This is a genomic window from Mesorhizobium sp. 131-2-1 (genome assembly GCF_016756535.1).
Classification (GTDB): domain Bacteria; phylum Pseudomonadota; class Alphaproteobacteria; order Rhizobiales; family Rhizobiaceae; genus Mesorhizobium.
In genome coordinates, this window is the sequence record NZ_AP023247.1 from 6,034,842 (window position 1) to 6,056,432 (window position 21,591).

At 65.1% G+C, this 21,591-nt stretch carries 11 protein-coding genes; 8 read left to right on the forward strand and 3 right to left on the reverse strand.

What is annotated here, in order from left to right:
• Nucleotides 1–65 precede the first annotated feature (65 nt).
• The 3 genes from JG743_RS29190 to proC all read left to right on the forward strand — a co-directional run bounded on the left by JG743_RS29190 (nucleotide 66) and on the right by proC (nucleotide 3,239).
• Nucleotides 66–1,064 carry a glycosyltransferase family 2 protein gene (locus JG743_RS29190; RefSeq protein ID WP_202295645.1) on the forward strand — a complete coding sequence of 333 codons (999 nt, stop codon included), beginning with the start codon at nucleotides 66–68 and terminating at the stop codon, nucleotides 1,062–1,064.
• On the forward strand, nucleotides 1,033–2,352 hold the full coding sequence (locus JG743_RS29195; protein ID WP_202295648.1) for an O-antigen ligase family protein: 1,320 nt from the start codon (nucleotides 1,033–1,035) through the stop codon (nucleotides 2,350–2,352). The genes JG743_RS29190 and JG743_RS29195 overlap by 32 nt, the downstream gene beginning before the upstream one ends.
• Before the next feature lie 71 nt (nucleotides 2,353–2,423).
• Entirely contained in the window at nucleotides 2,424–3,239 is an 816-nt protein-coding gene (gene proC, locus JG743_RS29200) for a pyrroline-5-carboxylate reductase (protein ID WP_202295651.1), read from the forward strand.
• A gap of 6 nt (nucleotides 3,240–3,245) precedes the next feature.
• Here the strand turns inward: proC and JG743_RS29205 are convergent, their stop codons facing one another.
• Together JG743_RS29205 and JG743_RS29210 are read right to left on the reverse strand one after the other, a co-directional pair.
• Nucleotides 3,246–4,556: an NAD(P)H-dependent oxidoreductase gene (locus tag JG743_RS29205; protein ID WP_202295654.1), complete on the reverse strand. Its 1,311-nt coding sequence runs from the start codon at nucleotides 4,554–4,556 to the stop codon at nucleotides 3,246–3,248.
• A 98-nt stretch (nucleotides 4,557–4,654) separates the two neighbouring features.
• Nucleotides 4,655–4,909 carry a hypothetical protein gene (locus tag JG743_RS29210; protein WP_202295658.1) on the reverse strand — a complete coding sequence of 85 codons (255 nt, stop codon included), beginning with the start codon at nucleotides 4,907–4,909 and terminating at the stop codon, nucleotides 4,655–4,657.
• 513 nt (nucleotides 4,910–5,422) lie between these two features.
• On the opposite strand from JG743_RS29210, the gene JG743_RS29215 reads away from it, so the two are divergent.
• Genes JG743_RS29215 through JG743_RS29230 form a run of 4 tightly spaced genes read left to right on the forward strand, consistent with a single transcriptional unit; the run spans nucleotide 5,423 to nucleotide 10,929 of the window.
• Nucleotides 5,423–6,832, forward strand: a complete 1,410-nt coding sequence (locus JG743_RS29215; protein ID WP_244672962.1) for a TolC family protein — start codon at nucleotides 5,423–5,425, stop codon at nucleotides 6,830–6,832.
• Nucleotides 6,833–6,861: 29 nt separating this feature from the next.
• Complete coding sequence (locus JG743_RS29220; RefSeq protein WP_202295663.1) at nucleotides 6,862–8,994, forward strand: type I secretion system permease/ATPase; 2,133 nt, start codon at nucleotides 6,862–6,864, stop codon at nucleotides 8,992–8,994.
• A gap of 14 nt (nucleotides 8,995–9,008) precedes the next feature.
• Complete coding sequence (locus JG743_RS29225) at nucleotides 9,009–10,298, forward strand: HlyD family type I secretion periplasmic adaptor subunit (RefSeq protein WP_202295666.1); 1,290 nt, start codon at nucleotides 9,009–9,011, stop codon at nucleotides 10,296–10,298.
• On the forward strand, nucleotides 10,288–10,929 hold the full coding sequence (locus JG743_RS29230; RefSeq protein ID WP_202295669.1) for a ribbon-helix-helix domain-containing protein: 642 nt from the start codon (nucleotides 10,288–10,290) through the stop codon (nucleotides 10,927–10,929). The genes JG743_RS29225 and JG743_RS29230 overlap by 11 nt, the downstream gene beginning before the upstream one ends.
• Before the next feature lie 21 nt (nucleotides 10,930–10,950).
• On the opposite strand, the gene JG743_RS29235 is transcribed toward JG743_RS29230, so the two are convergent.
• A complete protein-coding gene (locus JG743_RS29235) occupies nucleotides 10,951–11,940 on the reverse strand; it encodes a transglutaminase-like cysteine peptidase (protein ID WP_202295672.1) in 990 nt (329 codons plus the stop codon).
• 324 nt (nucleotides 11,941–12,264) lie between these two features.
• Here JG743_RS29235 and JG743_RS34630 point away from each other — a divergent pair, with 324 nt between their 5' ends.
• The gene (locus tag JG743_RS34630) at nucleotides 12,265–21,543 is read left to right on the forward strand and encodes a DUF5801 repeats-in-toxin domain-containing protein (RefSeq protein WP_202295675.1); all 9,279 of its coding nucleotides are present in this window, start codon (nucleotides 12,265–12,267) and stop codon (nucleotides 21,541–21,543) included.
• The last annotated feature ends 48 nt before the right edge of the window (nucleotides 21,544–21,591 follow it).

Below are 21,591 nucleotides of genomic sequence, written 5' to 3' on the forward strand. Positions count from 1 at the left end.
GATTAACGAAACGTTATCATCGCAGTGCTATCGAGGGCAGAAATCACCCCTTGCGGCTGGAGCGCATGATCCCCTTGCCATCGGACGGTTCGGTATCGATCGCGGGACGCTCCCCCGGCCTTGCCGCCGAGGCGATCGAGGTGGTCGTCACGCTGCCGACCTTCAAGCGCCCGCAGATGCTGCTTGCGACCCTGGCGTCGCTGAAGGCGCAGCGGACCGCGAGACGCTTCGCCGTGATCGTAATGGAGAATGAGGCCGAGGCGCGCGATGGCGCCAAGGCGGCGTTGCCGTCCTTCGAGCGCGGCGAAATGCTGGGGCTGGTCATCATCGCGCATGAGCGCGGCAATTGCAGCGCCTACAACGCCGGCTGGCAGACCGCGATCCTGCATTTTCCCAATTTCCGCCACCTGCTGGTCATCGACGACGACGAACTGGCCGACCCCGACTGGCTGGAGCACATGTGCAGGGCGGCCGAGACACTCGGCGCCGACATCGTCGGCGGGCCGCAGGTGCCGGTGTTCGCGGAGCCGACGCATGCCAGATGGGCCGAGCATCCCGTCTTCGCGCCGCCCTACCGGGAGACCGGGCGGGTCGCGGCGCTGTACTCGTCCGGCAACCTCCTGGTCGGGCGCCACGTGCTGACCGCCATGGGCCCGCCCTTCCTCGACCTGCGCTTCAACTTCATGGGCGGCGGCGATTCCGATTTCCTTAGCCGCGCGGCCCAGAAAGGCTTCGTGCTCGGCTGGTGCGCCGAGGCCAAGGTGCACGAGACGGTGCCTGCCCGGCGCGTCGAGGCCGACTGGATCCGCGCTCGCAGTCTGCGCAACGGCGTGATCTCGACGCTGGTCGAGAAGAAGAAGCGCGCCGGCACGCCGCTTGCCGGCCCAAAAGTGTTCGCGAAGAGCCTGGCGCTGCTTGCCGCCTCGCCGCTGCGCGGGGCGATCCGGCTGGCGCGGACAGGATCCGTCGCAATCGGCCTCTATCCCATCCATGTCGCGCTCGGCCGCGTGATGGCCGAATTCGGATACGCCAATGAGCAATACCGGCAGCCTGAGAAGAACTGAACGCGCGCCGCTCAGCGCCGCGTTCACCCGCGAGGGCGTCGCCACCGCGATCGCGGCGCTGCTGTTCACCGTCATCATGGTGTCATTCCGGCCGTTCCAGCCGGCCGGCGCCGAGCTTACCGGCCAGGGCGGCGACATCGTCAATCAGTTGGGCTTCAGCTCGCTCGGCGCGATCTCGATCTTCTCGCTGATGGCGTTCGCCGACCCACGGATGGCGCGCTCGCTCTTCAGCCCGTCCTGGATGCTGATGCTCGGCTTTTTCATGCTGTCGGTGGTGCTGGCGACCGATCCGCCCACGGCGATGCGCGCCGCCTCGTTCACGCTGATCGGCATCCTGACCATGGCGACGATCCTGGCGTTGCCGCGCGATGCGGAAAGTTTCTCGAAAGTCATCATCTTCACCGCCATCGTCGTCATCGGCCTCTCCTATGTCGGGCTGATCGTCTTCCCGCACGAGGCCATGCACACGGCCGACTCGCAGGAGCCCGAACATGCCGGCCTGTGGCGCGGCGTCTTCACCCACAAGAACATCGCCGGGCCGATCATGGCCTGCTTCAGCTTCGCCGGTCTCTATCTCTACCGGCGCGGGCAGAGGCTCTGGGGCGCCGGCATCTTCGCCGCCGCCATGATCTTCATGCTGCACACCGGCTCCAAGACGACGGTCGGGCTGGTGCCGTTCTCGATCCTGATCGTGGTGCTGCCGAGCCTGATCGGCATGCGGCTCGGCACGCCGATCCTGTTCGCGCTGGCGATCGTCGCCACGGCGGTCGGCACGCTGGGCATTGTCTTCATCCCGCCGGTGAAGCACCTAGCGGCGGTCTATTTTCCCGATCTCACCTATACCGGGCGCACGACGCTGTGGGAGTTCGCCGGCGGCATGCTGGCGAAGAGACCCTGGACCGGCTACGGCTATGAGAGCTTCTGGGGGACACCGCTGCTGCTCAACCAGGACCAGCCCTTCGACCGGCCCTGGGACATCCGGACCATCGTGCATGGGCACGACGGCTATCTCGACATCGCGGTGCTGATGGGTATCCCGGCGCTCTGCGTGGCGGTCTACACTTTCCTGATCGCGCCGCTGCGCGACTACATGCGCATCCCGCTGCGCAAGGAGAACATCTATCTCGGCGACTTCTTCATGATGGTGGTGCTGTTCGCGGCGCTGAACGGCTTCCTCGAAAGCTTCTTCTTCCGCCGCGCCGACCCCGTCTGGCTGTTCTTCGTGCTCAGCGTGCTCGGACTGAGGCAGGTGTCGCTGCGGCCGTTGGCGGTGCGCCGCTCTCCCTGACCTGCCTTCGACAGGGCTTTCCCACCACGCCGCAAGCGTCTATGGGAGGGCCGTTCTTGCGGAGGCTTCAAATGACCATCAGGCTTGTTCTCGCCGGCTGCGGCAATATGGGTTTCGCCATGCTCTCCGGCTGGCTGAAGTCCGGCCGGCTTGCGCCGCAGGAAGTGTTCGTGGTCGAACCCAATGACGATTTGCGCAGGCGGGCCGAGGCGCTGGGCTGCGGCGGTGCCGCGGATGCCGCCGGCATTCCGGCCGAAGCGGTGCCTTCCCTCGTCGTCATCGCGGTGAAGCCGCAAGTGATCCGCGAGGTGACCACCGCATACAAGCGTTTCGGCGATGGCCGCACCACCTTCCTCAGTGTCGCCGCCGGCACGCCCGTCGCCACTTTCACGGAAATCCTGGGCGACCGCACGCCGATCGTGCGCTGCATGCCGAACACGCCGGCCGCCATCGGCAAAGGCATGATGGTGGTGTTTTGCAACCCGCTGGTGTCGGACGACACCAAGCGTTTCGTCGCCGATTTGCTGGCGGCGAGCGGCGAAGTGGCAGAGATCGACGACGAGAGCCTGATGGACGCGGTCACCGCGGTATCCGGATCCGGCCCGGCCTACATCTTCCATTTCATCGAGGCGCTGACGGCTGCGGCCGAAAAAGCCGGCCTGCCGGCCAAGACCGCCAGCCTGCTCGCCATGCAGACGGTCTACGGTGCTGCCTCGCTCGCCGCCGAAAGCCGTGAGGACCCGGGCGTGCTGCGCCAGCAGGTGACCAGCCCGAACGGCACAACGGCCGCAGCGCTTGCCGTGCTGATGGGCGAAGAGCGGTTGACGAAGCTCTTGACCGAAGCGGTGGAAGCGGCGCGGCTGAGGTCGATAGAGCTGGGGAAATAAACCCGATCAGCCGTACAGCATCTCGTCCTGCAGGCGGCGCAGGGCGTACAGCCTGGTCGTCTGGTCGGGCGCGGCATTGTCGGCGGTCAGCAATTCGCCTTTCCTGACCGGCTTCAGCACCTTGCCGCCCTCGAGCAGGCCGACGGGCACGGCGCGGTTGGCGCGGGCTTCGCCGACCGTCATTGTCCAGGAGCGGTAGCAGGTCTCGCCGATGGCGTCGAAGGTTTCGCCCGCGGCCAGATCGCGCTTGGCGACGGCGCAGACCTCGGCCACGGGCTTCGGCAACGGCACCATGTCGGGGCGGCCGTGCAGCACGATGCGGGCGGCGGTCAGCGGCACCTCCAGCGAGGTCAGGTGGTAGGGCCTAAAGAAGCTGTAATAAGGGCCGTGGCCGACATGGAGATCGTCCATGCGCTCGATGACGCGTGGATGCGTCGCCTCGACGATGACGAAGACGCCAGGCGCCACGCCCTTGCCGATCGTGTAGTCGACGACGCCCTTCTTCGACAGGATGCCGCCATCGGCCTTCGGGATCAGCACCTTGGCGAGTTCGTCGCGGTCGGCCTTCGGGCCATGCATGCCCGGAACATCCGGCACCAGCCCGGTGGCGTTGGCGATGGCGCACATCTCGACCATGGTTTTCGAGCCGTCGACGAACTCGACCAGCATGCGCGGGTTCATGTTGCGACGCAGCGCCTCCTCGCGGTAGTCGTCGGGCACCGCATCGTGGTTGAGCGGATTGTTCTTGCCCTTGCCGGCGGAGACTATGGTGTAGCCGAGCGCCGAGGCGAACTCGATCAGCTCCATGCAGCTCGACGGCTCGTCGCCGGCGCCGACGGAATAGACGACGCCGAGCCGATCGGCCTGCTGTTTCAGATAGCAGCCGATGGTGACGTCGGCCTCGACATTCATCATCACCAGATGCTTGCCGTGCTCCATCGCCATCAGGTCGAAATCGGCGGCGACGCCGGGTTTTCCCGTGGCGTCAATGACGACATCGAGCAGCGGATTGGTGACCAGCATCTCGTTCGAGGTGATGGCGATCCTGCCGCTCTCGATTGCAGCCGTCACTTTCGAAGCGCTGTCGGCCTCGGCCGCCATGGCCTCGTCGCCATAGGCAATGCGGATCGCCTCGCGAGCGGTGTGCGGGCGCCGCGTCGAGATGGCCGCGACCGAAATGCCCGGCATCAGCATGCCTTGCGTCACCAGATCGGTGCCCATCTCGCCCGACCCGATGACGCCGATGCGCACCGGACGGCCCTCGGCGGCCCGTCTGGCGAGATCGCGGGCAAGCCCGGTCAGGGCGACATTGGTCATGCGGAAACGTCCATGCTTTTTGATTTGAAGCGGCAATAACAGGCAACCACCCTTCATTGCCAATGAAACCGGCAAAACGGCGACGATTTCTCGCGGATTTAGCGCAATTCAGCCAGCAGGGCCTCGGCCTCGGCCAGGTTCTTTTCGGAGCCGGCGGCGAGATCGTCCATCTTGCGCTCACTGAAGACGGCAAGCGCATGCTGGCAGGCGGCGATCGCCTCCTCGGCCATCGCCTTGTCCTTGCGCGCCGCACCGCGATCGGTCAGCACATCGCACAAGCCGTCCTCGGTAAAAGCGATGCCCGGAACCGAATTGATCTTCTTCTGCACCGCGTTGCGCGAGACACATGGCATTATGATGGCCGGTCTATGGCAAGTCTTTGCGCCCCTGGCTTGGTTCCGCTGCGAGCAGTATTCACGCCGCGATCTTGCCAGTGGCTGAAACCTTGCTTCCCAAGGTCATATTTGTTGGAGGCACGTCGCCTTGCCGGTGCTGGAAGACCGACCGGGCCGCAGTGTGATTCTACCAGCGCGGCGTTTTGTACTTTGCTGGCGCGAATGGTACTTTTGTTCCTTTCACGCCACCTGGCGTTCCTCTCGCACCAAATGGCGGGTCGGCGGCCCGTCCTTTCTGTGCCATTTTTGCTACATCCGGCGAAACTAATGGCCGGATTCTCGCTTTTAGGGCCCCCCTAAAACAATAAGCGCTCACACGTTGTGAAAATTTGATGGATAATCCCGCGCAAGCTCCGGTGGCAGGCTTGGGCAATAAACGCCTTACAAAAACAAAAAGGGCGTTGGGAAAACCACGGGGTTGAAATGAACAGGACGGGTAAAATTACCGTTGGCTGGCGGTTTGCGCTTGCCATGACAGTTTCAGTGCTGGCTTGCGGAAGCGCCAGCGCACTCACACTCAAGGAAGCCATCGCGGTTGCGGTCGAATCCAATCCGGAGATCGGCCAGGCGATCCAGAATCGTGAGGCAATCGAATTCGAGCTGCGCCAGGCGAAAGGTCTCTACCTTCCCAGCGTCGACCTGGAGGGGTCGGCCGGCGCCCGCCGTCTCGACAATCCGTCGCGGCGCGCACTCTCCATTGAGGACGACGCGCTCTATCCGGCAGAAACCGATCTGACGGTTTCGCAGACGCTCTACGACAGCGGCGCAAGGCGGGCCGAATTGAACCGCCAGGCCTCGCGCGTCGACGGCGCCTCGTTCCGGGTGCTGGAGCGGTCCGAATTCATCGGGCTCGCAGTCGTGCAGGACTACCTCGAATACATGCTGCAGGCGTCGATCGTTGCCGAGGCGAAGAAGAACCTTGGCTTCCATCAGGCCATTCTCGGCGACATCCAGCAAGGCATTGCCGGCGGCGCGCTGAACGAAGCCGACCGGCAACAGGCCGAAGAACGGCTGTTCGCCGCCAAGGCGCGCTTGCAGGAAGCGACCGAGGAACTGGAAGCCGCCAAGATACGGTTCTTCAAGAACGTCGGAAAGCCGCTGACCAATGCTTCGCGTCCGGGCGACGTCTCGGCCGCGCTGCCGCGCTCGCTTGACGATGCGATCGGGCTTGCACGACAGAACAATCCGCGCGTTCACATGGCCAACAGCGATATCGACGCCGCCGCATCGCTGGTCGACGCCGCGCGAGCGAAATTTGGACCGTCGATCGTCGCCGAGGGCGTTGCCCGGGCAGGGACCGACATCGACGGCACCGACGGCGATACCAGCGACCTGCAGGCGCGGGTGGTATTGCGCTGGAACCTTTATCGGGGTGGCATCGACAAGGCCAACGAGCAGGAACAGGTCCGCCGCACGAGCGAACAGCGTCTTGCGCTGCATCAGGTCCTGCGCGAGATCGAGGAAGCGGTCCGCACCTCCTGGGACCGCCGCTTCCGGCAGGCGGACCTGGCAAAGACACTGAAGCTACAGGCCGCCGCCAACGAAAAGCTGGTCGGATCCTATCGCGAGCAGTTCAAGGTCGGCCAAAGGTCACTGCTCGACGTGCTCGACGCGCAGAACACGCGCTTCAACACGGCGACGCTGGCCGATACCGCGTCCTACGCCTCGCTTTTCGCCCAGTATCGCCTGCTGGCGGCGACGGGAGAGCTGCTGAAGACGATGAACATCGAGCCGGCGAAGCAGTCGACGGCCTATGCGCGAACCGAGTTCGGCGTGCCGGAAACCGCCGATACTGAAACCTATGCGCGGACCCCGTCGGAGCAGAAGAACGATCTGCCGTTCGACATCCTCGCGCCGGTCAGGAAGAAGCAGCCGATGTAAGTTCGATCGCTGGTCCTTCGGGGCGGGTCGTGAATCAGCAGCCACATATTCTGTCGCCCAAAGAGGCGTTCAAGGCCTGTTTTTCGGCCGTTGCGGCGTATCTCGGCAGGCCGAGCGCGGAGACAGTGCTGTTTGCCGGGGTTCCGATCGCGGAGTCGCGCATCGAGATCGCCGATATCAAGCACCTGGCCGAGCGCATCGGCCTAGAGGTCAGCGAATTCAACCATCGTGATTTCCTGCGCGGACGCGTCGACCTTCCGGCCATCGTCTTCCGCGTCAGCCAGTTGCCGGTCGCGCTGCTGGCGGAAATCGAGAGCGGCGACTACCTCACCGCCCCTCAGGAAAACGGCCGCACCACGATCAGCAAGGCCGAGCTGGCCGAAAGCTATATCAGCGGCGGCGCGTCCTTCTCGATCACCTACGCCAACACCACCGAGGCGATGAAAGTCGGCTCGGCGCCGAAGATCGAGCGCCGGCACTGGCTGACCGGAACCATGGGCGCGTTCTGGCGCACCTATTCGAAGGTCGTGCTGTCGGCGATCTTCATCAACATGTTGGCCATCGCCTCGCCGATCTTCACCATGAACGTCTACGACAGGATACTGCCGAACAAGGCGATCGCGACGCTTTGGGTGCTGGCGCTGGGCATCGGCGCCGTCATCCTGTTCGACCTGCTTTTGAAGACGGCACGCGCCTCGCTCATCGACTATGCCGGACGCAAGGCGGATCTCAGGATATCCTATCTCCTGTTCGAGAAGGTGCTGAACTCCTCGCTGTCGGCGCGGCCCGGCTCGACGGGGGAATACGCAAGTCGCGTCACCCAATATGAATTCGTGCGCGAGTTCTTCACCTCCAACACCATCAGCGTCTTCATCGACACGGTCTTCATCTTCGTCTTCCTGCTGGTCATCTACGCCATCGGCGGCTGGCTGGTGATCATCCCGGCGCTGGCTTTCGTGATCTCCGTCATCGTCGGCCTGGTGACGCAGCGCCGCATCGGCAAGCGCGTCGCGGCCTCGATGAACGAGGCCTCGCAGCGCCAGGCGCTGCTGGTCGAATCCATCTCGACGCTGGAAACGATCAAGTCGCTGCGCGCCGAGGCCTACCTGCTGCGCAAATGGGGCGAGCACTCCAAGAACGCGGCCAACACGTCGGAAAAGATCAAGCAGCTCTCGGCCGCCGCCGGCAACATCACCGGATCCATCCAGCAGTTGGTGACCGTCGCCCTGGTCGTGGCCGGCGCCTATGCCTTCTCGGAAGGATATGTCTCCACCGGAGCAATCATCGGCACGGTCATGCTGGCAAGCCGGGCCGTGGCGCCGCTTGGCCAGATCGCCATCACGCTCTCCCGGTTCCGCCAGGCCATGCTGTCGCTCAGGATCGTCAACTCGATCATGTCGCAGCCGGAGGACAGGCCGGATACGGTGGGTTTCGTCAATCGCCCGATCCGCAACGGCGCGATGGCCTTCAAGAATGTCGGCTTCGTCTATCCGGGCTCCGAAACCGAGGTTCTGAGCGGGCTGAATTTCACGGTCAAGCCTGGCGAGCGGGTCGGCATCATCGGCCGCATCGGATCGGGCAAGACCACGATGGGGCGCCTGATCGGCAGGCTTTTCCTGCCGAGCTCGGGTGAGCTGCTCATCGACGGCATCGACATCCGCCAATACCACCCCTCGGAGGTGCGCGCCGCGGTCGGCATCGTCGCCCAGGCCGGCGATCTGTTTTCGGGCACCATCAAGGAGAACCTTTTGATGGCGGCGCCGGAGGCGAGCGACGAGGCGATCATCGAGGCCGCGAAGGCCGCCGGCGTCGACGAATTCGTCTCCCGCCATCCCCGCGGCTACGACATGAATGTCGGCGAGCGCGGCACCAACCTGTCGGGTGGTCAGAGGCAAGCGGTGGCGATCGCGCGCCTGCTTTTGACCAGGCCGAAGATCGTCTTTCTCGACGAGCCGTCGGGGTCGATGGACCTTGCCTCGGAACGGCAGCTGATCAAGCAGCTCAAGGTGGCTTTCGAGCGAAACACGACGCTGATCGTCTCGACCCACCGCTTCAGCATGCTGGAGCTGGCCGACCGCCTCATCGTCATCGATCGGGGCAAGATCGTCGCCGATGGGCCGAAAGAACAAGTGATCCAGGCGCTGCAGAAGTCGAGCGCCTGACTGGGACGGGGTAGATGCTTGCAAGGGAAGATCGTCCGCCGCTTTTCGCGTCGGCGTCGATATACATCATAGCGGCGCTGTTCGTCGCTTTCGTCGGCTGGGCAGCCTTCGCCGAAGTCGACGAGATCGCGCGCGGCGACGGCAAGGTCATACCCGCTTCCAAGACCCAGATCATCCAGGCCAGCGAGGCCGGCGTCGTCCAGGAGATCGCCGTCAAGATCGGCCAGGTCGTCAAGAAGAACGACCTGATCATCCGCCTCGACAATACCGGCAACAGCTCCAGCCTCGGTGAGCAGCAGGCCAAGGCGCGCGCGCTGCAGACGCGCATCGCCAGGCTCAAATACGAGCAGGGCGGCAACATCTCTGGCCCCTTTCCGTGCCCGGCCGACATTCAGTCGGTCGCCCCGGAGATCTGCGACAATGAGCAGAAGCTGCTCATAGCCCGGCGTGGAAACTTCGACAACAAGCTGTCGGTGCTCAAGTCGCGCCTCGACCAGCGCGAGAAGGAACTGGACGAGGCAACCGCCAATTTCGACCGCCTGTCGAAGAACCTGATCGTCAGTGACCAGGAGGCCAAGCTGGTCGAAGCGATGGTCAAGAAGGGGCTGATGGCCAAGACCGAGCAGCTTCGCGTCGAGCGCGAGCAGACCGAGATGAACGGCCAGCTCAATCTCGCCGGCGAGACCATAAAGAAGGCCAAGGCGGCGATCACCGAGGCGCAGCTACAGGTCGACGAGCTCGGGCTGCAGCTGCAGCAGGAGGCCCTGGACGAGCTCACCCAGGCGCTGGCCGAGCTTTCGGTCGTGGAAGAGACCATCCGCGGCGCCACCGACAAGGTGGCGCGCACCGATATCCGATCGCCGGTGGACGGCATCGTCAACACGTTGGACCTGAACACGGTCGGCGCATTCGTGCAGCCGGGCGCGGTGGTCGCCGGCATCGTCCCGACCTCGGAAACCCTGCTAGTCGAAGCGCGGGTCTCGCCGCGCGACGTCGCCTTCATCCGGCCGGACCAGGAAGCGCTGATCAAGGTCACGGCCTACGACTTCTCGATCTTCGGCGGCATCGAGGGCAAGGTCTCGAATATCACCGCCGACAGCCTGGTCGATCAGAAGACCGGCGAACCGTACTACCAGGTGCGTGTCGCGACGGAGAAGTCGACGCTGGAAAGGGACGGCAAAACCTATTCGATCATTCCAGGCATGATCTGCTCGGTCGACATCAAGACCGGACGAAAGACGATCCTGACCTATCTCTTGAAGCCTATCAACAAGGCACGCGAGGAGGCGATGAGTGAGCGATAGCATCACACCTGCCATCTCCCATGGCGAGCGGCAGCTGCTGCCGCTGACGGCCGACGATTTCGGGCCGGAATTCCGCGTCGTTGCGCGTGGCGGCGTGCGCCGCGGCATCCGCCTCGAGCGCGCCTTCTGGGTGACGCTCAAGCAGATGGCCGAAAGCCGCAAGTGCACGATCGGCATGCTGGTCGACGAGATTGCCGAAAGCCACGCCGAACAGGGCAACCTGACATCGGCGATCAGGGTCGCCTGCATGCGTGGACTGGCCCTGGAGAACCTTGCGCTGCGCAAGCTCGCCTCGATCAGGACGATCTCCGCAATACTGGTCGCCTGCCCGTCGCCGGCCTTCGCGCTGTCGTCGTCGAAGAAGATCCTGACTTTCAACGCGCCGTTCCAGCAGCTGGTCAAGCGGCATTTGCCGGCGAGTCCGAACGACGATGCGCGGCACGACCTGAAGCTGGCGCTCGACCTCAACGTGGCCGATATCTTCGCCCGGCTCGAGGCCAATGGCGAAACACCCGTGAATACCGGCTTCGTCATTGGCGCCGGCGAGCGCCGCTACCGCGGCCAGCTCAACGTGGTGCGCGCGCCGGTGGCCGAGCCGGAATTGCTGATGGCTTTCGTCTTCAACGGCTGACCCGTAGCCGCGCGGAAGCGTTCAGCGCGGGCCCATGCGGGTCGGCGCCACAATCGCGGAAACCATGTCCGGCTCCAGGCCCTCGCCGGGGGCAATCGTGGCAACGCCGCCCTTGATGTCGGCCATTTCGGCGCCGCCGGTCTTGGAGCCATGGATCCAGGCCCGGTCCATGCTGAAGGAATAGAGCGGAACGTAGTCGGGCAGATCGCTGTCACGCCTGACGACATTGCCGAGGCTGTCGAGGATGAAGGCGCCGCTGGCGGTGCTCACCGACAGCACGGCGTGGAAGAATTTCCGTTTGCGATCCTGAAGGACAACGAGCGACATGCTCTGCGCCGGGATGCCGGCATCGAGCAGCGCCGTCATCTTGAGAATGGCGAAATCCTCGCAGTCGCCGGCCCGGCGATCGAGGATTTCCGAAGGCTTCGCCCAATAGTCCAGCTTGCCGTAGACGGCGCTGTCCTTCCGGTAGGCGATCAGGCGGTTGATGCTTGTGTTGACGAAGGCCAGCCTGTCGCTGAACCCCTTGCCCTTGGCGGCGTCGACGATGGCGACGAAGGCGGCGTTCTTGCGTTCGCAGGTGCTGCCAGCCGAGCAGTCGACGATCGCCCTGTAGACGGGCGCCCAGCGCGCCGCGACCGGGAAGTTGCGCATCGACAGGGCGACCGAGCCGAACACGCCCGGAATGATCGCGGCCGTCTGGATAGGGTCGATGCCGGCGCCGGCCTGCGCCGCCGACGAAGCCTCCGCACGCTCGACCTCAACGTAGCCATAGGCAGTGGAGACCGTGCCGATTCTGTATGACGCCGCAGGCTGCCAGGGCTGATATCTGGCCAGCGAGACTCCACCCAGGCTGAGGGGTGTCCGGACCCCTTTCGCAAGCGTTCCCGCAAGCGCCGAATCACCTGGCATGGCGCTTGCCGATGACGGTTGCGGCAGCCCGCAAAGGCCGATCGCCAGCACGAGAAACTTGAGCCCGGCTTTCATCGACAAAGCTTTTTGTGTTTTCATGACGCCCACCTTTGACTGTGGACGCTATCAATCCGGTCTCAAATTATTGGAAATGAAGGTGGATAAATTTCCAGCAATTCATTACATCTACTTTATTTAAAATTTTATTCTTATTTATACTTCTATTTGCCAAATCCGTCTCGCCGACCCCGACCAAACCGGTTCCGGAAAAGTCTCAGTATATCGGGTTATATGGCTGAGGTTTACCATGCGTAAAAAATAGCAAAGTCACTATATCATACTATATGAAACAGATTGAGAGACTGTTGCAAAGACAAGGCCGTCCCTGTCTCTTTCCGGGAAATACCGGAGGGGTTTCCAGCCATGACGACCAATATCGATTTGGACAACGTTTCAGCTTCCTTTGACGAGCACGCGGTTTCCACTGAACATGCCGGGCTGACACCGGCGCAGGAAATCCAGGTCGCGCAGGCCGCCTCGACAGGGCAAGCCGCGCCGGCGGATCCGGTACCGGTCGATGTCGGCAGCGGCGCACCCGTTCAGCCCGAAGCACCAGCCGCCCCGGCAGCGGCGGCGAACCCGCCGGCAAATGGAGCGGCTGCGGCAAACGCACCGGCGGGCGCGGCGCATGATTATGTGGCCGACGCCGGCAATGTCGTCAGGCTTCCGGCCAATGTCTCGATCGACAACATCAAGGTCGACGGCCACAACCTCGTGCTCGTGCAGCCCGACGGGTCTGAGATCGTCATCAAGGACGGCGCGCTCAACGTGCCGACCTTCATCCTCGGCGAAGTCGAGGTGCCCCGCGTCGCCCTGATCGCCGCGCTGGAAGCAAGCCATGTCGATGTCGCCTTTGGCGCCGACGGCTCGATCTCTGCCGGACCCGGAAACGGGCCGAACAGCGCGGGCGGAAACTTCTCCGTGCCGCCCGGCGGCATCGGCGACGGCTTCGACCTGTCGGCCCTGCTGCCGCCGACGGCCCTGCAGTTCGGCCAGCTCGACCGGCGCGAACTCTTCCCATCCATTGTCGACAGGAACGTTTCGGTGGTGGCGGTGTCACTGCTCACCCCGGACGAGGCGGCCAGCGAAACCGGCCTCGACGGCGGCCCGTCACAGTCGCCTGGCAGCGACGCGCCGAGCAATTCGGAGACGTCGAGCACCGGCACGATCACCATCGACGCGCCGGATGGAATCGGATCGATTGTCATCAACGGCGCCACCGTCACCGGCGTCGGGCAGCAGATCCAGGGCCAGTTCGGCTACATCACGATCGTCTCCTTCAATCCGGTCACCGGCGCTATCGAATACAATTACACGGTGACCGAGTCGGTCACCCACCCCAATCACACCAACGGCTACGACCAGAACGATACGGTTCCGGACAATTTCAGCATCACCGTCACGGATTCCGACGGCGATACGGCCAGCACAACCTTTGCGGTCGCCATCATTGACGACGTGCCGACCGCGGTTGCCGACACCGATGCCCTGGCAGCGGGTACGTTCGGGCCGGTCGGCGGCAATGTCTTGGACGGCAGCGGATCGGACGGCAACGCGGCGGGCGCCGACACCAAGGGCGCCGATGACGCGACGGTGGTCGGCGTCGCCGCCGGCAATACCGATACCGATGTCGACAATGCCGCCACGCTCAACACGCCGATCCAGGGCGACTACGGCAAGCTGACGCTTCACGCCGACGGCTCCTACACCTATGTGCGCGACGCCGGCACGCCCGGCGGCGTCAACGACGTCTTCACCTACACGATCAAGGACGGCGACGGCGACACCTCGCACACCACGCTGACGATCTCGATCGGCAACTCGACGCCGGAAATCGGCGACCTGACGCCGGAGGCCAATGGCGGCGACGTCATCGTTAATGAAAACGACCTCCTGGCCAGCCGCGGGCCCGGCGAGTCGGCCGGTTCCGACACGTCGAAGGAAAGCACGACCCAGGGCGGCACCTTCACCATCAGCTCGCCCGACGGCATCGCCTCGCTGGCGATCGACGGCCACACCTTCATCACCAATGGCACATTCACCGGCGGCTCGTTCACCACCGCGCTCGGCAACACGCTGACGGTGACCGGATATGACGCCGGCACCGGCGTGGTCAGCTACACCTACACGCTCAACGACAACGAGACGCATGCCAACGCCCAGAGCACCAACAGCCTGTTCGAGAACTTCACCGTCGCGCTGACCGACGAGGACGGGCAGAGCGCCAACGGCACGCTCTCCGTCAACATCGTCGACGACGTGCCGGCGGCGAGCGCGGAAGCCTCGCAGGACGTCGCCGAAGGCGCGACGGTCACCGGCACGCTGGACTTTGTCCCCGGCGCCGACGGCGCAACGGTGACGCATATCGACGGCACGCTGCTGCTCTTCGGCCAGGACGGCTACTCGCAGGCGATCGACATCGGCGACGGTTTCATCAAGGTCAAGGCCGACGGCAGCTATTCTTTCACCGCTGACAATCCGGTGATCGGCACGGGCGCGGCTTCGGCGACCTACACGGTGACCGACAGCGACGGCGACACGGCAACGGCCGGCATCAGCTTTGCCGTCACCGACGCCAACACGCCGACTAGCGGCACGGCCTCCGCCTCGGTCGACGATGACGGGCTCCCCGGTGGCAATCCGGCGAGCAGCGCGGGCGACATCACGGTTCCTAACACCGATGGCGACAACAACGAAGCGACCTTCTCCGGCACGCTCGGCGGCAGCGTCGGCGGCGATGGCGCTGGCGCCAACGGCTTCTCCTTCGCGGCACTCAACGGCACGGCCGGCACGGTCGGCCAGGAGAATGTCTCCTACAGCTGGGATGCCGGCACCCACACGCTGACGGCGACCACCACCAGCGGCGACCGCATCGGCACGGCGCTGTTCACCGTGCACGTGACGGATCCGGCGACTGGCGCCTACACGGTGACGCTGCTCGACAATGTCATGCATACGGGCGGCCCGAACAACGAGAACAGCGCGACGGTCGATCTCGGCTATGTCATCACCGACGCCGACGGCTCGACGGCGCCTGGCACACTTACCGTCACCTTCAACGACGATGCTCCGACGGCTTCGGCCGAGGGCTCGCAGAACGTCGCCGAAGGCGCGACGCTGACCGGCACGCTCGACTTCGTCGCCGGCGCCGACGGCGCAACGGTCACGCATATCGACGGCACGCTGCTGATCTTCGGCCAGGACGGCTACTCGCAGGCGATCGACATCGGCGACGGCTCCATCAAGGTCAAGGCCGATGGCAGCTACTCCTTCACCGCCGACAGCCCGGTCAACGGCACCGGCGCGGCTTCCGCGACCTTTACGGTGACCGACGGCGACGGCGATACGGCAACGGCCGGCATCAGCTTTGCCGTGACCGACGCCAACACGCCGACTAGCGGCACGGCCTCCGCCTCGGTCGACGATGACGGGCTCCCCGGTGGCAATCCGGCGAGCAGCGCGGGCGACATCACGGTTCCGAACACCGATGGCGACAACAACGAAGCGACCTTCTCCGGCACGCTCGGCGGCAGCGTCGGCGGCGATGGCGCTGGCGCCAACGGCTTCTCCTTCGCGGCACTCAACGGCACGGCCGGCACGGTCGGCCAGGAGAATGTCTCCTACAGCTGGGATGCCGGCACCCACACGCTGACGGCGACCACCACCAGCGGCGACCGCATCGGCACGGCGCTTTTCACCGTGCACGTGACGGATCCGGCGACTGGCGCCTACACGGTGACGCTGCTCGACAATGTCATGCATACGGGCGGCCCGAACAACGAGAACAGCGCGACGGTCGATCTCGGCTATGTCATCACCGACGCCGACGGCTCGACGGCGCCTGGCACACTGACCGTCACGTTTAACGACGATGCGCCGTCGCTGACGGTGGGCACGGTCAATGACAGCGCCATCACGCTGGTGACGCAGGACGCGCAGACCATCGGCGCTGCCTCCGACACGGCGAGCGCGAGCTTCGCGGCCGCCTTCCTGGCGGCGGTGTCGCCGAGCTATGGCGCCGACGGCGCCGGCTCGACAGTGATCAGCGGCTACACGCTCAACGTCACCAACTCGGCCTCGGGCCTGACCAGCCAGGGTGAAGCGATCACCCTGACCAAGGTCGGCAACGACATCGTCGGCTCGACCGCCTCGCATGGCGAGATCTTCAGGATCGCCGTCGATGCCGCCGGCACGGTGACGCTGACCCAGTCCCAGCAGATCGACCACCTGCCGGAGAGCCTCGACACCACCAACAACAACGCCCACATCGACCTTGGCAATGGCCTGGTGTCGCTGTCGGCGACGGCGACGGTGACCGATGGCGACCACGATCAGGCGACCTCGACGGTGAGCACCGATCTCGGCGGCAACATCGGCTTCGACGACGACATCCCGTCGCTGACGGTCGGCACGGTCGCGGACGCGGCCATCACGCTGGTGACGCAGGACGCGCAGACGATCGGCGCTGCCTCCGACACGGCGAGCGCCAGCTTCGCGGCCGCCTTCCTGGCGGCGGTGTCGCCGAGCTATGGCGCCGACGGCGCCGGCTCGACGGTGATCAGCGGCTACACGCTCAACGTCACCAACTCGGCCTCGGGCCTGACCAGCCAGGGTGAAGCGATCACCCTGACCAAGGTCGGCAACGACATCGTCGGCTCGACCGCCTCGCATGGCGAGATCTTCAGGATCGCCGTCGATGCGGCCGGCACGGTGACGCTGACTCAGTCCCAGCAGATCGACCACCTGCCGGAGAGCCTCGACACCACCAACAACAACGCCCACATCGACCTTGGCAATGGCCTGGTGTCGCTGTCGGCGACGGCGACGGTGACCGATGGCGACCACGATCAGGCGACCTCGACGGTGAGCACCGATCTCGGCGGCAACATCGGCTTCGACGACGACATCCCGTCGCTGACGGTCGGCACGGTCGCGGACGCGGCCATCACGCTGGTGACGCAGGACGCGCAGACCATCGGCGCTGCCTCCGACACGGCGAGCGCGAGCTTCGCGGCCGCCTTCCTGGCGGCGGTGACGCCGAGCTATGGCGCCGACGGCGCCGGCTCGACGGTGATCAGCGGCTACACGCTCAACGTCACCAACTCGGCCTCGGGCCTGACCAGCCAGGGTGAAGCGATCACCCTGACCAAGGTCGGCAACGACATCGTCGGCTCGACCGCCTCGCATGGCGAGATCTTCAGGATCGCCGTCGACGCGGCCGGCACGGTGACGCTGACCCAGTCCCAGCAGATCGACCACCTGCCGGAGAGCCTCGACACCACCAACAACAACGCCCACATCGACCTTGGCAATGGCCTGGTGTCGCTGTCGGCGACGGCGACGGTGACCGATGGCGACCACGATCAGGCGACCTCGACGGTGAGCACCGATCTCGGCGGCAACATCGGCTTCGACGACGACATCCCGTCGCTGACGGTCGGCACGGTCGCGGACGCGGCCATCACGCTGGTGACGCAGGACGCGCAGACCATCGGCGCTGCCTCCGACACGGCGAGCGCGAGCTTCGCGGCCGCCTTCCTGGCGGCGGTGACGCCGAGCTATGGCGCCGACGGCGCCGGCTCGACGGTGATCAGCGGCTACACGCTCAACGTCACCAACTCGGCCTCGGGCCTGACCAGCCAGGGTGAAGCGATCACCCTGACCAAGGTCGGCAACGACATCGTCGGCTCGACCGCCTCGCATGGCGAGATCTTCAGGATCGCCGTCGATGCCGCCGGCACGGTGACGCTGACCCAGTCCCAGCAGATCGACCACCTGCCGGAGAGCCTCGACACCACCAACAACAACGCCCACATCGACCTTGGCAATGGCCTGGTGTCGCTGTCGGCGACGGCGACGGTGACCGATGGCGACCACGATCAGGCGACCTCGACGGTGAGCACCGATCTCGGCGGCAACATCGGCTTCGACGACGACATCCCGTCGCTGACGGTCGGCACGGTCGCGGACGCGGCCATCACGCTGGTGACGCAGGACGCGCAGACGATCGGCGCTGCCTCCGACACGGCGAGCGCCAGCTTCGCGGCCGCCTTCCTGGCGGCGGTGTCGCCGAGCTATGGCGCCGACGGCGCCGGCTCGACGGTGATCAGCGGCTACACGCTCAACGTCACCAACTCGGCCTCGGGCCTGACCAGCCAGGGTGAAGCGATCACCCTGACCAAGGTCGGCAACGACATCGTCGGCTCGACCGCCTCGCATGGCGAGATCTTCAGGATCGCCGTCGATGCGGCCGGCACGGTGACGCTGACTCAGTCCCAGCAGATCGACCACCTGCCGGAGAGCCTCGACACCACCAACAACAACGCCCACATCGACCTTGGCAATGGCCTGGTGTCGCTGTCGGCGACGGCGACGGTGACCGATGGCGACCACGATCAGGCGACCTCGACGGTGAGCACCGATCTCGGCGGCAACATCGGCTTCGACGACGACATCCCGTCGCTGACGGTCGGCACGGTCGCGGACGCGGCCATCACGCTGGTGACGCAGGACGCGCAGACCATCGGCGCTGCCTCCGACACGGCGAGCGCGAGCTTCGCGGCCGCCTTCCTGGCGGCGGTGACGCCGAGCTATGGCGCCGACGGCGCCGGCTCGACGGTGATCAGCGGCTACACGCTCAACGTCACCAACTCGGCCTCGGGCCTGACCAGCCAGGGTGAAGCGATCACCCTGACCAAGGTCGGCAACGACATCGTCGGCTCGACCGCCTCGCATGGCGAGATCTTCAGGATCGCCGTCGACGCGGCCGGCACGGTGACGCTGACTCAGTCCCAGCAGATCGACCACCTGCCGGAGAGCCTCGACACCACCAACAACAACGCCCACATCGACCTTGGCAATGGCCTGGTGTCGCTGTCGGCGACGGCGACGGTGACCGATGGCGACCACGATCAGGCGACCTCGACGGTGAGCACCGATCTCGGCGGCAACATCGGCTTCGACGACGACATCCCGTCGCTGACGGTCGGCACGGTCGCGGACGCGGCCATCACGCTGGTGACGCAGGACGCGCAGACGATCGGCGCTGCCTCCGACACGGCGAGCGCCAGCTTCGCGGCCGCCTTCCTGGCGGCGGTGACGCCGAGCTATGGCGCCGACGGCGCCGGCTCGACGGTGATCAGCGGCTACACGCTCAACGTCACCAACTCGGCCTCGGGCCTGACCAGCCAGGGTGAAGCGATCACCCTGACCAAGGTCGGCAACGACATCGTCGGCTCGACCGCCTCGCATGGCGAGATCTTCAGGATCGCCGTCGACGCGGCCGGCACGGTGACGCTGACCCAGTCCCAGCAGATCGACCACCTGCCGGAGAGCCTCGACACCACCAACAACAACGCCCACATCGACCTTGGCAATGGCCTGGTGTCGCTGTCGGCGACGGCGACGGTGACCGATGGCGACCACGATCAGGCGACCTCGACGGTGAGCACCGATCTCGGCGGCAACATCGGCTTCGACGACGACATCCCGTCGCTGACGGTCGGCACGGTCGCGGACGCGGCCATCACGCTGGTGACGCAGGACGCGCAGACGATCGGCGCTGCCTCCGACACGGCGAGCGCCAGCTTCGCGGCCGCCTTCCTGGCGGCGGTGTCGCCGAGCTATGGCGCCGACGGCGCCGGCTCGACGGTGATCAGCGGCTACACGCTCAACGTCACCAACTCGGCCTCGGGCCTGACCAGCCAGGGTGAAGCGATCACCCTGACCAAGGTCGGCAACGACATCGTCGGCTCGACCGCCTCGCATGGCGAGATCTTCAGGATCGCCGTCGATGCGGCCGGCACGGTGACGCTGACTCAGTCCCAGCAGATCGACCACCTGCCGGAGAGCCTCGACACCACCAACAACAACGCCCACATCGACCTTGGCAATGGCCTGGTGTCGCTGTCGGCGACGGCGACGGTGACGGATGCTGACAACGACCAGGCGACCTCGACGGTGAGCACCGATCTGGGTGGCAACATCGGCTTCGACGACGACATCCCGTCGGCGATATTCCCGGCCTCCGCGGTTGTGGCGAATGGAGCGGGTGCAGCGGTCTCGTTCGACCTCGACATCGACGGAATCCTCACCAACAACTACGGCGGCGACAGCGGCGGAACCGTCATCTTCCCGGCGTCGCTCGACGGCACGGCAAGCGGGCTGACCTCGAACGGTGTTTCGATCGTGTACGACGTCTCGGCGGACGGCCACACGCTGACGGGCCTGGCCGGCGCCACTTCCGTGTTCGTCATCACGCTCAACCCGGCGTCGGCGTCCTACTCGGTCGATATGAACGGGACCGTGGACAGCATAACCACCGTCGACTTCAACGGAGGCGGCTATAACTTCGTCGGCGGCAACGGGGCCTGGGCCGGCTTCAATACGGCGGCCAATGACGACAGCAAGGATCTGCTGCTCACACCGATCGAGGGCGGCGTCAGTTCCGGCACCCTCAACACGAACGCGAATGAAGGCGGCGTCAGCGGCGGCAATTCGGTTGGGTCGGGCGAGAAGATGCGCCTCGACTTTGTCGTGGACCTGACCGGCAGCCCGCCGAACGGCAGCTACTCGTCACCCTCGACGCATCTCTTCGAAGGACACTACATCACCAACGGCGCGTCGGCGAAGTTCACCGGCATCTCGTCCGAGTCCGCGGCTCGCTTCGCCGCCTTCGACGATCCGGATGGGGCGAACAACGTGACAGTTGGCGACGGCGTCCAGGACTCGGTTACCGCGGTTGCGATCAGCTACAACGGGCAGACAAAGCTGGTGTCGTTCGCCGACATCGGCACGACAACGACGAACGTAACTGTCGGCGGGCACATATTCACCGTGCATTTCGTCGACGGCGCCGCTCCAGGAACACAATACGAGGCGGTCGTCGGCTCGATCCTGCAGAACACGTCGATCGCGAGCTACACGTCCACCGGCTACAACAGTCTCGAGATCGCCTACGAGTCGGGCGACACGTTCAAGCTCGGAGATTTTGGCGCCGCGGCTTCGACGAACAGCCCGGTGAGCTTCGCTCTTCCGGTCAGCATCGTCGATGGCGACAACGACAGCGCCCTTGGCACGATCGGCATCACGCTGAGCCCGTCGGGCGAAGGCATCCAGAACTACTCGTCGTCGCTGGCCGGCGACCCTCACACCTACACGTCGACGCTGGCCGCGCCGCATATCATCGGCTCGGACTTCAACGACATACTGAACGGCGACTCCGGCAACAACGTGCTCTATGGCGGCACGGGCGCCGATACGATCAACGGTAACGCGGGCAATGACACGCTGATCGGCGGGGCCGGCCAGGATACGCTTACCGGCGGCGCGGGCGCCGATACGTTCAAGCTGGACGGCCTGGACATCAAGGACCTGATCGTCGACTACAGCGGTGTCGGCGGGCACGGCGACAAGATCGACCTGACGTCCCTGTTCGACACGGCCCCCGGCGGCGCCAATGTCGGCGACTTCGTCAACTACAATGCGGCCACCGGCACGCTCAGCGTCGATACCGACGGCACCGCCAACGGTGCCAATTTCGTCGACGTGGCGACGCTGCAGAACCTGCCGGCGGCCACCACCATCACGCTGCTCTACGACGATGGGACGACCACGCACACGACCACGGCAAATCTGGTCTAGCGGCATGGCGCAGAGGGACAACGCCATGCTATGTATTAGCAACTTGAA

Excerpts from the sequence above, each read along its gene's own strand:
- JG743_RS29190 (WP_202295645.1), top strand. The coding sequence starts at position 66 with ATGATCCCCTTGCCATCGGACGGTTCGGTATCGATCGCGGGACGCTCC.
- JG743_RS29215 (WP_244672962.1), top strand. The coding sequence starts at position 5,423 with ATGACAGTTTCAGTGCTGGCTTGCGGAAGCGCCAGCGCACTCACACTC.
- JG743_RS29205 (WP_202295654.1), bottom strand. The coding sequence starts at position 4,556 with ATGACCAATGTCGCCCTGACCGGGCTTGCCCGCGATCTCGCCAGACGG.
- JG743_RS29225 (WP_202295666.1), top strand. The coding sequence starts at position 9,009 with ATGCTTGCAAGGGAAGATCGTCCGCCGCTTTTCGCGTCGGCGTCGATA.
- JG743_RS29235 (WP_202295672.1), bottom strand. The coding sequence starts at position 11,940 with ATGAAAACACAAAAAGCTTTGTCGATGAAAGCCGGGCTCAAGTTTCTC.
- JG743_RS34630 (WP_202295675.1), top strand. The coding sequence starts at position 12,265 with ATGACGACCAATATCGATTTGGACAACGTTTCAGCTTCCTTTGACGAG.
- JG743_RS29210 (WP_202295658.1), bottom strand. The coding sequence starts at position 4,909 with ATGCCATGTGTCTCGCGCAACGCGGTGCAGAAGAAGATCAATTCGGTT.
- proC (WP_202295651.1), top strand. The coding sequence starts at position 2,424 with ATGACCATCAGGCTTGTTCTCGCCGGCTGCGGCAATATGGGTTTCGCC.
- JG743_RS29195 (WP_202295648.1), top strand. The coding sequence starts at position 1,033 with ATGAGCAATACCGGCAGCCTGAGAAGAACTGAACGCGCGCCGCTCAGC.